Source organism: Legionella oakridgensis ATCC 33761 = DSM 21215 (assembly GCF_000512355.1).
GTDB classification, from domain to species: Bacteria; Pseudomonadota; Gammaproteobacteria; order Legionellales; family Legionellaceae; genus Legionella_A; species Legionella_A oakridgensis.
This window is the reverse complement of record NZ_CP004006.1, coordinates 691,410-705,773: the sequence shown is the minus strand read 5'-3', so window position 1 is coordinate 705,773 and position 14,364 is coordinate 691,410. Positions and strand designations below refer to the sequence as shown.

The following is a 14,364-nucleotide window of genomic DNA, read 5'->3' as shown; positions in this document are numbered from 1 at the left end:
AAAACAAGTTGCAGCACCCAGCGGCTTTAAGGTTTGCAAACAAAAGACTGTTCATCCTGACTAAATTTCTTGTTTTGTGGCATGCACTGAAAATTTAGCCGTATTTTCTGATGATTTGAACGAAATTTCCTCGCATTGCTGATAATTAATAGCCACCATATCCAGGGATTGTTTTACCTGCTCTGTCGATATACCAAGATCTTGAGCAGCGCTAATCACCCCACACCCACCTTCATCAAAAGAAGAATAAGGAGTCCAATAATCCATGTTGGCCTTAACCATCACCTCAAATGCCTTACGCGTATTCCAATCAGGCAAATGAGCCAATAAATAAAATAAACGGTTATATACGCCACTCGAATAGTGCACATCCAAACCACTATAATATTCATCTGCCTTGTCAATTGAAGAACCATCCAGACTGGGTTTCTCCATAAAGCGTAGCGCTTTATAACCACTACCTTTCTTTAAAATCTCAGCACCGATTTTCCAACTGCTCTTGCGTTTGGAAAAATATTCTGCAGCCTGAGCTGCCATATCAGAAAAAGCTTCATTCATACCACCAGCCTGGCCAAAATAGACAAGATTTGAATGCTGCTCTGTAAAACCATGACTAATTTCATGAGCACTAACGCCTAAGGAAACCAAAGGATGCATGACCGCATCACCATCGCCAAAGGTCATCTGTTTTCCATCCCAAAAAGCATTCTCATAACCATTGCCGTAATGAACACGCATAATCAATTGCATTGGTTTGCCTGCCGAAGTTAAGGGGTCAATCCCAAACCATCTCTTATACATTCGGTTAATAATCATGCCAGCGTATAAAGCATCATTCGTGGGTGAGTAAGCACCATTTTCCCAATCATAACCGTCCGCTTGATAACCAGTCCAATACGTATTAGGGCGAGATGGATCAGGCTGGCGACAAGTAAATTGCATTGCTTTATTTGTACTTTTATAAGAATGCTGCATATCCACCACCTTCACACCTGCATTTTCCATATAACAAATCCCAGCCACTTTATCGCGCTTGACAGCAAGATAAGGAAACCCTTTGCCATACTCAAATTTTCGGGTGCGAGCATTGCCGCCAAAACCAACACCCTTGGCATTAATCAGCATAGCCGTTTTGATATCATTCCATTGAACAAACGGAGTATAGGTTACTGCATCGATAATAGCCGTTGGCCGCGTTGGTATTTTATCTGGATGTTGTACGAGCAAGCTGACTTTATACGCCCAAAATGCCTGATGATTATCATCAATGTAAACCATGGGTGCCACTTCTTCTTCGCTCGTTGGGAGATGGCGATACTGTTCTTTAAACTGTTGCAAAGCAATAGATGCATGCTGCATAAAGGAAGGGGAAGGATGCCCCAACTCAACCTCCAAGCCTTTATAGATAACTCCATTCATCGTTACTTTATTACCCGAAGTGTTATTGCCTGCCCTTAAAAATTGTTCAGCCGGTTGGGCGCTATGAAGTATTCCATAGCCGCCAAATACTGGAACACCCGCATAATATTGTTGCATGCGCACATGGGTAATTTGATTTTCGTCCGTTCGCTGTTTAACCACTTCCAACGTATTCATGGCCGTACTTAGAGAATGACTATCTTTCGTAAGCATGAAGGCAAAATTCTGCTGTATTCCCTCCAAAGAAGCACGATACAGAGCCACGGGCTGGGCAGCTGTTAAAGGTAAACTCATCGTAAAGCAAAGAGCCACAGAAACTAAGCGAGATTTTCGGTGCATTTCTTTCTCCTTAAGATGCCTGGATATCCTTATTTCATCAAATATAATGATTTTGTTTCTTTACAGATTTTTTAAGTCAATAACCGACAGAAAGAACGACAGCAAAGAAAAGCATAGCACTACTTATTAAATAAATGAGATTTACTCAACAAAATTTAATTTAGCAAAAATCCATTGCACAGTTTTTGATAACTAAGCGTCTAAAGAGAGACGAATCAAAACTTGCTCTGGCGTCACCCGCTCGCCTTTCTGGCACAGTACTTCCTCCACCACACCTGATTTTGGCGCCTGAATTTCTGTTTCCATCTTCATCGCTTCTACCACAAGCAACACTTGCCCTGCAGCAACTCTATCTCCTGCCTTTATCTGAATATTGACGATGGTGCCAGGCATAGCCACTCTTATATCTCCTGGTCCAAACTCTCTCAAAGAAGGAAGCGTATTTATCGCCTTATCAGGATCAGGTTCAACATAATGAACAATCACTTCCTCCGGAACCCCATCTACCCATAAATAAAAAGCCTGCCGCGCTTGTTCCCGTATGCCAAAACCGGCCACTTTAACGTGATAACTCTCCCCATGCAGGCCAATATCAAATTCTGACATTCCACGTTGTTCTGATTTATCTTTGCCAGATATCAATGGTTCAGGTTTTAACGCATTATGCTTACGTTCTTCTAAAAAAAGACGACCAATTTCAGGAAACATGGCGTAGGATAATACATCTTCATCGTTCTCAACCAAATCGCCTAACTCTTTACGTAAACGCTTAAGCTCTAGCGGCAATAAATCAGCTGGCCTGACATCAATTGCTTCTGTTCTACCAATGGCTTTCTTACGCAAACTTGCACTGATCTTTCCCGGAGCTGCACCATATTTCCCCTGACAGTATAATTTGACTTCATTGGTGATGGTTTTATAACGCTCACCAGTTAACACATTCAATACAGCTTGCGTCCCTACTACTTGTGATGTGGGGGTTACCAACGGTGGATATCCCAGATCGCGGCGGACTTTGGGAATTTCGGCATGAACGGCATTTATTTTATCCAAAGCCTGCTGTTCTTTTAGCTGGCTGTATAAATTGGAAATCATTCCCCCAGGAACTTGATACAACTGCACACGTGGGTCAATGCGTTGTGCCTCACTTTCAAATTGCTGATATTTCTTCCTCACGTCCTTAAAATAATCTCCTATTTCCAGCAACAGATTTAAGTCTAAATCAGTGTCGTACGGGGTGCCTGCCAATGCAGCAACTAATGACTCCGTCGCCGGATGAGAAGCACCACCGGATAATGAAGAAATAGCCGTATCAATATGGTTACAACCCGAAAGAACTCCTTGATAAAGACAAATGCTGGCAAGACCAGAAGTCGAATGACTATGTAGATGAATAGGTAATTGTGTTGCTTGCGATAACGCTTGATACAGTTCCACGGTGGCTGTAGGGGTTAATAATCCCGCCATGTCTTTAATTGCAATGCTGTCACAACCCATATCAGCCATTGCCTTACCCAACTCAATAAAATTTTCCAAAGTATGTACTGGACTGATTGTATAGGAAATTGCCCCCTGTGCATGACGTTTATATTGCTTGATGACGTCAATCGCAACTTGCAAATTGCGAACATCATTGAGCGCATCAAAAACTCGAAATACATCAATGCCATTGTCTACCGACAATCGTACAAACTCCCGAACAACATCATCGGCATAATGACGATATCCAAGCAAGTTTTGCCCCCGCAACAGCATGGATAAGGGCGTATTAGGAATCGCTTTTCGCAACCGCCGCAACCGCTGCCATGGGTCTTCCTTAAGAAAGCGCAAACAAGCATCAAACGTTGCCCCTCCCCAAACTTCCATCGCCCAAAATCCCACGCTGTCCATTCTCTTACAAACCGGCAGCATATCTTCTGTGCGCAAACGGGTTGCAATCAAACATTGATGCGCATCACGCAAAGTTACATCGGTAATATGGGTTGTCATGAAATCATTCCGCTATTATCATTCCACACCTTTTATGTAAAAGGCATTTAAAAAACATACCACAGAAAACCTGTTCAGCACTTAAGCCAACGGCAATAAATAATAATATAAGTGAATCATGCTCATTATGCGAGTTGAGTAATCCATTGTTTTCCATGAAACAGTTGCAATATACTAGGCGCCCAGTGTCTTTTTACACAAGACAAGGATTTTGGATAAATCCGGAGAATTAGGGGCTAACGTGCCGATATTATGTCGAGATCATCGTACATATGGACATACTCCCGAATTTCAGGCAAAATTTCGACATCTTGTAATCGATTGCGATTTAATGAAAAAAATACTCGTTCTTCATGGCCCCAACCTGAATTTATTAGGCTTGCGTGAACCGTCGGTCTATGGCCAGACTTCATTAAGTCAACTTAATGAGCAACTTCAGCAACACGCCAATCAATTTGGCCTCCTACTAAACGCCAAACAAAGTAACAGCGAATCAGAGCTCATTGATACCATTCAGCACGCCAAAAAAGAACAAATGGATTATCTCATCATTAACCCAGCCGCTTACACCCATACCAGTATTGCCATGCGTGATGCGCTTTTAGCGGTAAACATTCCTTTCATTGAAGTACATATCAGCAATATACATGCACGCGAATCGTTTCGTCATCATTCCTATTTTTCTGATATTGCTCAAGGAGTCATCAGTGGTTTTGGTCCTTATGGTTATCTGCTGGCATTACAAGCCATTATTCATGAATTTAAGTAAAGAGAGTCCCTAGCAATGGATATACGTAAAATAAAGAAACTCATTGAGTTATTAGAAGAAACTGGCATTTCTGAAATTGAAATCAAAGAAGGCGAAGAATCCGTTCGTCTTAGTCGCCATAGCTATATACCAGACGCGGCGCAAGTCAGACATTTCAATCTGCCTCCTGTGATGCCACAACCAGCAGCACCAGCAACGGTTACCCCCTCAGCAGAATCCAAAACTCATGAACCAGCCACCTCCGGTCATAAGGTGCGTTCACCGATGGTAGGTACCATGTATACTGCTCCGTCACCCGATGCAGCACCATTTGTTACCATCGGCCAGTCCGTAAAAGCAGGTGACACGCTCTGCATCATAGAAGCAATGAAAATGTTCAATGAAATCGAAGCCGATCGTGCCGGTGTTGTTACTGCGATTCATGTTGCCAATGGTGACCCTGTTGAATATGACCAACCTTTATTTACCATTGAATAAGGGGTCAGATTTATGTTGAGTAAAATTGTTATCGCCAATCGCGGCGAAATAGCTCTTCGTATTTTGCGCGCTTGTAAAGAGCTTGGCATACAAACAGTAGCCGTACATTCGGAAGTGGATAAGGATTTACTGCATGTGCGCCTGGCCGATGAAACCGTCTGCATTGGACCTGCTAATTCTCAAAAAAGCTATTTAAATATACCAGCCATTATTTCTGCTGCGGAAATTACGGACGCTGTCGCTATTCATCCGGGTTATGGGTTTCTTGCTGAAAACGCCGATTTTGCCGAAATTGTTGAACAAAGCGGTTTTTGTTTCATTGGCCCGCGCGCCGAAACCATTCGTTTAATGGGTGACAAGGTTTCTGCCATCAATGCCATGAAGCAAGCCGGTGTTCCTTGTGTTCCCGGTTCAGATGGTCCATTATCCGATGATGATCAGCGGAATTTATCATTGGCTAAAAAATAGGCTATCCCGTCATTATCAAAGCCGCTGGCGGCGGTGGCGGCCGCGGCATGCGAGTGGTGCATACGGAAGCCAATCTTCTGAACGCCATTGCTTTAACTCGGAGTGAAGCCAAAGCCGCTTTTAACAATCCTGTTGTTTATATGGAAAAATTTCTGGAAAACCCCCGCCATATTGAATTCCAGGTATTGGGTGATGGTAAAGGCAATGCCGTTCATTTAGGTGAGCGCGATTGTTCAATGCAGCGGCGTCACCAAAAAGTCATTGAAGAAGCACCTGCTCCAGGCATTACACCAGCCTTACGTCAAGAAATAGGCGAACGTGTGGTCAACGCCTGCCGTGAATTAAATTACCGGGGTGCTGGTACATTTGAATTTCTGTATCAAGATGGTTGTTTCTATTTTATTGAAATGAATACCCGTATTCAGGTTGAACATCCTGTCACTGAATTAATTACCGGCATTGATTTGATAAAAGAACAAATTAAGATCGCCAGCGACATACCATTTACCCTGACGCAGGAAAATATCAAATGGCATGGCCATGCCGTTGAATGTCGAATTAATGCGGAAGATCCCAAAACGTTTATGCCTTCCCCCGGCACCATACGCTTGCTGCACCAACCCGGAGGACCTGGCATTCGTTTTGACTCTCATATTTATAGCAGTTACACGGTACCGCCTAACTACGATTCTATGATAGGTAAGTTGATTAGTTATGGTGAAACTCGTCAAGAGGCATTTGCACGCATGAGGAATGCCCTGGATGAAATTATCATTGAAGGGATCAAAACAAACGTTGAACTTCATCAGCGCATTTTACACGACAAAGGATTTATACAAGGCGGGACAAATATTCATTATTTAGAAAAGCTGCTGAAGGAATAACTGTGTTGCAATTGCAAATTGAATGTCATCGCGATGATGTGGAGTACCTCAGCGAACTGCTGGAAGACACTGGGGCATTATCCATTACCCTCACAGACAAGCAAGATGATCCCATTCTGGAGCCTGAATTGGGCACGACACCGTTATGGCCTAACGTCATCATTCAGGCGCTATACGCTAAATCTCATGACGCCAATGCAGCGTTGGAACTGCTGACTGCCAAAAATACGCATTTGTCTCCCATCATCCAATCCGTACCAGAGCAAGATTGGGAACGAGCCTGGATGGATGATTTTAAGCCATTGCGTTTTGGTAAACGTTTGTGGATTTGCCCATCTTGGTCAACATCCCCTGAGCCAAACGCCGTTAATTTAATTCTTGACCCAGGATTGGCTTTCGGTACGGGCACCCATCCTACCACCGCCCTTTGCCTTACCTGGCTGGAACAAACGCCGCTTGATAAGCTCTCGGTAATTGATTACGGCTGTGGTTCCGGAATTTTAGCGCTAGCAGCTCTGAAGCTCGGTGCCCAACACGTAAATGCCGTGGATATTGATGAACAAGCCCTGGTTGCAACACGAAATAATGCGCAAAAAAATCTCATTGCCGAGGACACATTAACCATCGGCTTTCCTGAATCGCTTACTTCTCCAGCAGACTTACTCATCGCTAATATACTACTTTCACCTTTGCTTGCATTAAAAACACGGTTCCATGAATTGCTAAAAAACATGGAATTCTTGTGGTTTCAGGGATTTTAAAAGAACAACAGGCTGAAGTCATTGATGCCTATCAAGCTCTATATACCCACCAGGATACCTTAATTCAGGATGACTGGGCCTTGCTGGTTTTTAAGGCTCGTTAAGGGCAGCAAATTTTATCCTGATTTTGCTGATTTACTAATATTAGCGTGGCGCGACGTATGGCATTGCATACGTCGCGCATGAGCAGCCATTACTTGATTTAATCAAGCAACCCTAAAGACTTCACTGCATCACGTTCGCTGCGCAGCTCATTTAAGGTTTCATTGAATTTGGCTTGACTATAATCATTAAAAGTCAATCCTTCAACCACATTGACAACCCCGTGCTCAAGTCCAACCCGACGCACTACGCCATGTTCACGCCGACAAGGGAAAGAAAACATCAATCCTTCATCGACACCGTACTCACCTTGAGAACTACGTGCGACTGAAAAAGATTCACCAGCAGGCGTATCTTGCACTAAATGATTAACACCTACCACAATAGCGTTGGCTGCAGACGCTGCAGAAGACGCGCCACGTGCTTTTATAACCGCAGCACCGCGTTGCTGTATGGTTGGCACAAATGTTTCTTGCAACCATTGTTCATCGTTAATCACTTTAGCAGCTGATATTCCATTAATTTTGGCATTATAAAAGTCAGGGAATTGAGTTGAAGAGTGGTTTCCCCAAATCGTCATCTGACTTACCGCAGTAATATCAACACCCGCTTTTTTTGCCAGCTGGGCGCGAGCACGCAATTCATCCAATGAAGTCATGGCATAAAATCGATCATCCGGAACATCTTTGGCATGATGTTTGGCAATCAGGCAATTGGTGTTGCAAGGATTACCAACGACAAATACATGAACATCATCACTGGCGTAATCATTGATGGCTCGCCCTTGATTAATAAAAATACCACCATTGATTTGCAATAAATCTGAACGCTCCATGCCTTGTTTACGTGGAACAGAACCGACCAGCAATGCCCAATTGACCCCATCCATCCCTGTTTTCAGATCAGCCGTGCATACCACGCGCTTCAATAAAGGGAAGGCACAATCCTCTAATTCCATGGCAACACCTTCCAGTGTAGGCAGTGTTTGTTCCAGTTCCAGTAAATTCAATTCAATATCTGTATTAGGGCCAAACATTTGGCCGGATGCAATCCGAAATAATAAGGCATAACCAATATGGCCGGCAGCTCCGGTGATCGCGACTCTTACTCTATTATTCATAATATTTCCTCTCAAAATTCTTATTTTATTTCTTTATTGCGCCTTGAGATGGCGTACGGTTTCTAAAGTTTTCTTGCCTGTTTAACATTAAAAACCCACACAGTAGAGAATGTATTTTATTCAAGATTTACTCAAAATGTATTATTATTAACTAACCAGATCGTTGTTAATGGCAGCTTATGATACTATCGCCAGTCTAAACAAGCCAGTTTATTTTATAAATCCCATGATGCCTTTGTCTTTATATATTCATATTCCCTGGTGCATACGCAAGTGCCCTTATTGCGATTTCAATTCCCATAAAAGCCCCCAACACTTGCCTGAACACCAATACATTACGGCGTTAATTAACGATCTGAAAAATGACTTAGCTCAATTTCCTGCCAGAAGAATCATTCATTCAATCTTCATCGGCGGCGGCACGCCAAGCTTATTTTCAGCCAATGCCTATGAAACATTATTTAATGAACTGCAAAAATTGCTTGTCTTTGCAAGCAATATTGAAATTACTTTAGAAGCCAATCCTGGAACAATCGATGAACACCGCTTCCAGGATTACCGTAAGTTAGGAATTAATCGTTTATCGTTGGGGATACAAAGCTTTAACGCCGGGCATTTACAACGGTTAGGACGCATCCATAACGATGCACAAGCCCATTCCGCTATTGAATGTGCACGTAGAGCAGGTTTTGATAATCTTAATATTGATTTAATGCATGGTTTGCCAAACCAAACTCTTGCAGAAGGACTAAAGGATTTACAAACCGCTCTGTCTTACCAGCCTGAACATCTCTCCTGGTATCAATTAACCATTGAACCCAATACCGTCTTTTATAATTCCCCACCGGTATTACCTTCGGAAGATCTGGTGGCCTCCATCGAAGAAAAAGGATTGAATTTACTAGAATCCTATGGTTACCAACGATATGAAGTTTCGGCATTTTGCCAATCAGGACAATCTTGTCATCACAATCTTAATTATTGGCTGTACGGGGATTATTTTGGCATTGGCGCTGGTGCACATGGTAAGATTTCTTCAGAAGATGGAACCATTTATCGCACTCGCAAACATCGTCAACCTAAAGATTTCTTATCTGAGAACAAACCTTTTCTTGCAGCCGTAGAAAAGGTTTCCACGGACGATCTTATTTTTGAATTCATGCTAAACACCACGCGCTTACAACAACCCATTCCTCTTTCCTTATTTAAAGAGCGTACTGGTCTGGAATTGGAATTGCTGCTTCCCAAACTCCTCAAAGCCCAGTCACAAAACTTAATTTATTTGGATGAAACTCATTGGCAAGTCACGCCTTTTGGCCGCCGTTATACCAACAATCTACAAGCCTTGTTTTTACCTGACTAGAGAATAATAAATTGCTTAACGGGCGCTGCGAAATTATGGCTATACTTTAATAAGAATAAAGAGTGGCTTCACAAATTTTTTTTTTCCCGGATAATAATCCGCAGGCAGCAGGATTGGCCTGTTGCGGTAATTTACAAACCGTTTAAAAACGGCATGGAGAGAGTATGGTCACAGCGTTGCTATTCATTTTTTGTATGGTTGTTGCGTATCTTGTTGGTTCCATATGTTCTGCAGTGATCGTATGCCGAATATTCGCTCTTCCTGACCCACGCATGGAAGGATCACAAAATCCCGGAGCAACGAATGTTTTGCGCATTGCTGGAAAACAATATGCCGTCATTGTTTTAATTGCTGACATGCTCAAAGGGTTATTACCAGTGCTGCTTGCCAAATTGCTGGGAGCTGGTGCGATTACAGTCAGTTTTACCTGCCTTGCGGCCGTACTTGGACACATGTATCCGATTTTTTTCGATTTTAAAGGCGGAAAAGGCGTTGCTACGGCACTGGGAGCGTTACTGGGATTGCATTTGATGCTAGGAACCATGGTGATTGCCACATGGCTTATCATTGCTAATTTTAGTCGTTATTCATCACTGGCATCGATCACAGCCATTTTGTTTGCACCTTTTTATTCCCTATTTGTCATTCGTAGTTTGGATGCCTTTCTTCCATTAATGAGTATAGCGATTTTTATCCTTTATAAACACCGCCGCAACATCACGCGACTTATCGATGGCAATGAACCCAAAATCATTTTTCGCCGCCAGCCAATGGAACAAAACGTCAATCTATCGGAATCTGATTCATTAGAAAATAGTGACGAACCCAAACCGATTACAACCGCTGAAGTCATACTAGAACAAACCATTGAAGTAGATAAACCCGCTAAACTTCCGCCAGCGGCCAACGAGCCCGAACAGTAATGGCAAGATTGTCATCTTTTTTCCCTTGCAACAGATGCTGACAACCAGCATAGGCCACCATGGCACCATTATCGGTGCAATATTCCATGCGGGGGAAATAAACCTCGCCATTTACTTCAGCGATCAATTGTTTAAGAGCTGCTCGTAAATGGCGATTCGCACCGACACCACCGGCAACAACAAGCCGGCGTAACGCCGTTTGTTCCAGTGCTCTTTGACATTTTATAACCAAGGTTTCTACCACCGCTTCCTGAAACGCTTTCGCAATATCTGCACGCGCAGCATTATCTTTTTGACTGTTGTTCCAGGTGATTAAAGCGTGCGTCTTAAGACCACTAAAACTAAAATCCAGTCCCGGCCGGTCTGTCATAGGACGAGGAAATGAATACAATACAGACGATGGATTACCCTGATTCTGATCAGCAAGCGCTGCAAGCTGAGCCCCTCCAGGATAAGGTATTCCCATCAATTTGGCCGTTTTATCAAACGCTTCTCCCACTGCATCATCGAGAGTATCGCCTAATAGTCGGTACTCCCCCAACGCGCACGCTTCAAGTAGCTGCGTATGACCGCCTGAAACCAAAAGAACCAGAAAAGGAAAATTTAGTGCAGGCATGTCCATTTTTGCTGCCAGTAAATGCGCTTCCAGATGGTGGACTGCTAAAGCGGGGATTTGCAGAGCAAACGCAAAGCTTTTTGCAAAACAAGCGCCAGTAAGCAAGGCGCCAATTAAGCCAGGTCCGGCCGTATAAGCGACAGCATCCAATTGACTTTTATTCAAATTGGCCTGACAAAGTGCTTCATCCACTAATGTCACCAGATGTTTTACATGATCGCGGGATGCCAATTCCGGTACCACACCACCAAAATTTTGATGCAACTTGATTTGCGAATACAGAACATGTGCCAATAATCCTTGCTTTGAATCAAAAATTGCAACACCAGTCTCATCGCAGGACGACTCAATCCCCAATACCCGCATGCATCACCTATACAGTCAATTATAAAAAAACATAAAAACCCATAGCATTATACTAGCTAGCAGTCTATTTACGGAATATCCGAACATTGACCACAGATTGATTAACAAATAAACTTGACGACAGCGCTGCATGCAACTAGAATTGCCAGCCTATTGTATAAACAAAATTGAGGACTATTGAATGCCTACCGTTCGCGTGAAAGAAGGCGAAAATCCAGAATACGCATTGCGTCGTTTTAAGCGCGCCTGTGAAAAAGCGGGTATTTTAACTGAATTACGCCGCCGTGAATTTTATGAAAAACCAACCGCTGAGCGCAAGCGCAAGCAAGCCGCTGCTGTCAAGCGACATTTGAAAAAAATGTCACGGGAAGGAACATCAAGGCTAATTGGCAAGCGTAAACGTAAATAACCATGTCCATTAAAGACCAAATCAATAATGACCTCAAAGAGGCTATGCGCGCCAGGGATAAGAAACAAATTGAAGCCTTGCGCCTGATCACGGCCGCGGTAAAACAAATAGAGGTGGATGAGCGAATTCAGGTTGATGATGATCGAATGCTCATTATCTTGGACAAATTGGCAAAACAGCGAAAAGAATCAATCAGTCAATTTGAAGCCGCAGGCCGTCATGATTTGGTAGAACAAGAACAATTTGAACTTAAAATTGTGGAACACTACTTGCCTGAACCGCTTACCGCAGCCGAGATCGATCAATTTATCGACGATGCTTTATGCGAAGTTGGCGCTCAAAAGATGAGTGATATGGGTAAGGTTATGGCTCAATTGAAACCCAAACTGCAAGGTCGTGCAGACATGAGCCAGGTGAGTGCGAAGATCAAGGCCAAACTAAGTTAATTAAAAGCCATCCACTCTGCCTCTTTTATAAGCCAGACAATTGCTCTGTGGTGCTGTTTCTATTAATCTAACCAACTTCTATTGATTTTCTTTTCTTTGCAGGAGAAAGTCACGTTATGACTGGCTTAATTCCCCGTCCGTTCATTGAAGAATTGCTTAATCGCACGGATATTGTTGAATTAATTGATGGTTATGTCTCTCTCAAAAAGCGGGGCAATAGCCACATCGCTTGCTGCCCTTTTCACCATGAAAAAACACCTTCTTTTAACGTAATCTCCAAAAAGCAGTTTTATCATTGCTTTGGTTGTGGAGCCAGCGGCAATGCCATCAGTTTTGTTATGAATTATCTGCAACTGGGATTTGTTGAAGCCGTAGAAACTTTAGCCACTCGGCTTGGCATGCAAGTACCACGTGAAGGACATAGCGAACCCAGAAAGCAATCACCCAATCTCTATCAATTGCTGCAAGAAGTGGCAAAATTTTATCAACAAACATTAAAAACAGCAGGACATATCGCCATAGAGTACCTAAAGCAGAGAAAGGTCAGCGGTGAAACAGCTCGCTTATATCAACTTGGTTATGCCCCTTCTGGATGGCACACACTTGAAAAACAATTCAAATTCAATACAAAAGACTTGATAACCACAGGCATGCTTATCGTAAAAGAAGACGGTTCAACTTATGATCGCTATCGCCACCGTATTACTTTTCCCATCCATGATCGCCATGGCCGTATCATTGGCTTTGGAGGCAGGGCCATTGAGGCGGATCAGAAACCTAAATATCTTAACTCCCCTGAAACTATCCTTTTTCAGAAAAATCGTGAATTATATGGCTTGCATCAGGTTATTCGTCAACAATCTACCCTTGACAGCATTCTCATTGTTGAAGGATATATGGATGTGATAGCCCTCGCCCAGCATGGAATCTCCAATGCAGTCGCTACACTCGGTACAGCCACCAGCCTCCACCATATTCAGCTGCTAAGCAAACATACCAAACACATTATTTTTTGTTTTGATGGCGATGAAGCAGGCCGACAAGCCGCATGGCGTGCACTTGAAAGCAGTTTGCCTTATCTGAATACCGGACTTGAAGCCTCTTTTATTTTTTTGCCAGAAAAACATGATCCAGACAGTCTGGTGCGTGAAGAAGGTAAAGAAAGCTTCCTGCAACGAATACAACAAGCGACCCCCTTGAATCAATTTTTTATTGCAACCATTACCAAAACATTGGATACAACGACACTTGCAGGTAAAAGCCAGCTTGTGCATGCCGCCAAGCCCTATTTGCTCAAAATGGGAGAAGGCCCATATTGGCAATTAATGATTGATGAATTAGCAAGACTTACCCGCATAGAACCCCATCGCATTCAGCAATTAATTGAAATTAAAAACAATGACATCCCCACCACCAGTGTCAATATTGCCCGCTCACCAATACGAATTGCCATTGCCCTCTTAGTACAGCATCCGGAAATATATTCTTCTTGTGCCGAACAATTGTGTTCAATCACGCTTGACGGACCAAAGCAAACTATGTTGCAAAGCATGATTGAGCAAGTGGCACATCATCCCGGCATAAGCACTGCTGCCTTAGTGGAATTATGGCGTGAATCGCCTATGTTTGATGCCATCAATAAATTAGCCGCCTGGGATCATCAGGTTCCTGAAGAAGCGCGCACAAAAGAATTCATGGATATTGTACTTTTTTTAGCAAAACAAAATCAGGAAAAAAAATTCAGAAATTACTGGAAAAAGCGCGCAATCAGAGCTTAACTGAAACAGATCGGCTACAATTACAAGAAATGTTAAAACAACGACATAAAGAGGGACCTTGATGAAACATAAATCTGGAATAACTGGTATGTTTATGCAAGGCAGTTTATAATTAAACCAATTTTTTGCTTTTTA

Annotated in this window: 11 protein-coding genes and 2 pseudogenes; 9 read left to right on the top strand and 4 right to left on the bottom strand. The window is 42.9% G+C overall.

The genetic code is table 11. The features are described 5' to 3' along the window. Nucleotides 1-60: 60 nt before the first annotated feature. Nucleotides 61-1,758: a zinc metalloprotease ProA gene (gene proA, locus LOA_RS03500; RefSeq protein WP_025385159.1), complete on the bottom strand. Its 1,698-nt coding sequence runs from the start codon at nt 1,756-1,758 to the stop codon at nt 61-63. 192 nt (nt 1,759-1,950) lie between these two features. Further along, on the bottom strand, nt 1,951-3,747 hold the full coding sequence (gene oadA / locus LOA_RS03495) for a sodium-extruding oxaloacetate decarboxylase subunit alpha (protein WP_025385158.1): 1,797 nt from the start codon (nt 3,745-3,747) through the stop codon (nt 1,951-1,953). 331 nt (nt 3,748-4,078) lie between these two features. Between oadA and aroQ the strand changes: the two genes are divergently transcribed. From aroQ to prmA, 4 genes and pseudogenes are all read left to right on the top strand, one after another. Continuing rightward, nucleotides 4,079-4,516 (top strand): type II 3-dehydroquinate dehydratase, encoded by a 438-nt coding sequence (gene aroQ / locus LOA_RS03490; RefSeq protein WP_025385157.1) that lies wholly within the window; start codon nt 4,079-4,081, stop codon nt 4,514-4,516. Nucleotides 4,517-4,531: 15 nt separating this feature from the next. Further along, the gene (gene accB / locus LOA_RS03485) at nt 4,532-4,993 is read left to right on the top strand and encodes an acetyl-CoA carboxylase biotin carboxyl carrier protein (RefSeq protein WP_025385156.1); all 462 of its coding nucleotides are present in this window, start codon (nt 4,532-4,534) and stop codon (nt 4,991-4,993) included. Between the two features lie 12 nt (nt 4,994-5,005). Further along, nucleotides 5,006-6,345, top strand: a pseudogene (accC, locus tag LOA_RS03480) (acetyl-CoA carboxylase biotin carboxylase subunit). After that, nucleotides 6,342-7,210 (top strand): annotated as a pseudogene (gene prmA / locus LOA_RS03475) (50S ribosomal protein L11 methyltransferase). Before accC ends, prmA begins: the two co-directional pseudogenes overlap by 4 nt. 98 nt (nt 7,211-7,308) lie before the next feature. Here prmA and LOA_RS03470 read toward each other — a convergent pair. Beyond that, nucleotides 7,309-8,328 carry a malate dehydrogenase gene (locus LOA_RS03470; RefSeq protein ID WP_202814048.1) on the bottom strand — a complete coding sequence of 340 codons (1,020 nt, stop codon included), beginning with the start codon at nt 8,326-8,328 and terminating at the stop codon, nt 7,309-7,311. Nucleotides 8,329-8,554: 226 nt separating this feature from the next. Between LOA_RS03470 and hemW the strand changes: the two genes are divergently transcribed. Both hemW and plsY read left to right on the top strand, forming a co-directional pair. Next, entirely contained in the window at nt 8,555-9,691 is a 1,137-nt protein-coding gene (gene hemW, locus LOA_RS03465; protein WP_025385154.1) for a radical SAM family heme chaperone HemW, read from the top strand. A gap of 164 nt (nt 9,692-9,855) precedes the next feature. After that, complete coding sequence (plsY, locus tag LOA_RS03460) at nt 9,856-10,614, top strand: glycerol-3-phosphate 1-O-acyltransferase PlsY (RefSeq protein ID WP_064101333.1); 759 nt, start codon at nt 9,856-9,858, stop codon at nt 10,612-10,614. Here the strand turns inward: plsY and tsaD are convergent. After that, nucleotides 10,577-11,596 carry a tRNA (adenosine(37)-N6)-threonylcarbamoyltransferase complex transferase subunit TsaD gene (tsaD, locus tag LOA_RS03455; RefSeq protein WP_025385152.1) on the bottom strand — a complete coding sequence of 340 codons (1,020 nt, stop codon included), beginning with the start codon at nt 11,594-11,596 and terminating at the stop codon, nt 10,577-10,579. The genes plsY and tsaD overlap by 38 nt on opposite strands. A gap of 181 nt (nt 11,597-11,777) precedes the next feature. On the opposite strand from tsaD, the gene rpsU reads away from it, so the two are divergent. The 3 genes from rpsU (at nt 11,778) to dnaG (ending at nt 14,229) form a co-directional block, all read left to right on the top strand. Continuing rightward, nucleotides 11,778-12,005 (top strand): 30S ribosomal protein S21, encoded by a 228-nt coding sequence (gene rpsU, locus LOA_RS03450; protein ID WP_025385151.1) that lies wholly within the window; start codon nt 11,778-11,780, stop codon nt 12,003-12,005. Between the two features lie 2 nt (nt 12,006-12,007). Next, nucleotides 12,008-12,451: a GatB/YqeY domain-containing protein gene (locus LOA_RS03445; protein WP_025385150.1), complete on the top strand. Its 444-nt coding sequence runs from the start codon at nt 12,008-12,010 to the stop codon at nt 12,449-12,451. A gap of 116 nt (nt 12,452-12,567) precedes the next feature. Further along, complete coding sequence (gene dnaG, locus LOA_RS03435) at nt 12,568-14,229, top strand: DNA primase (RefSeq protein ID WP_238551316.1); 1,662 nt, start codon at nt 12,568-12,570, stop codon at nt 14,227-14,229. The last annotated feature ends 135 nt before the right edge of the window (nt 14,230-14,364 follow it).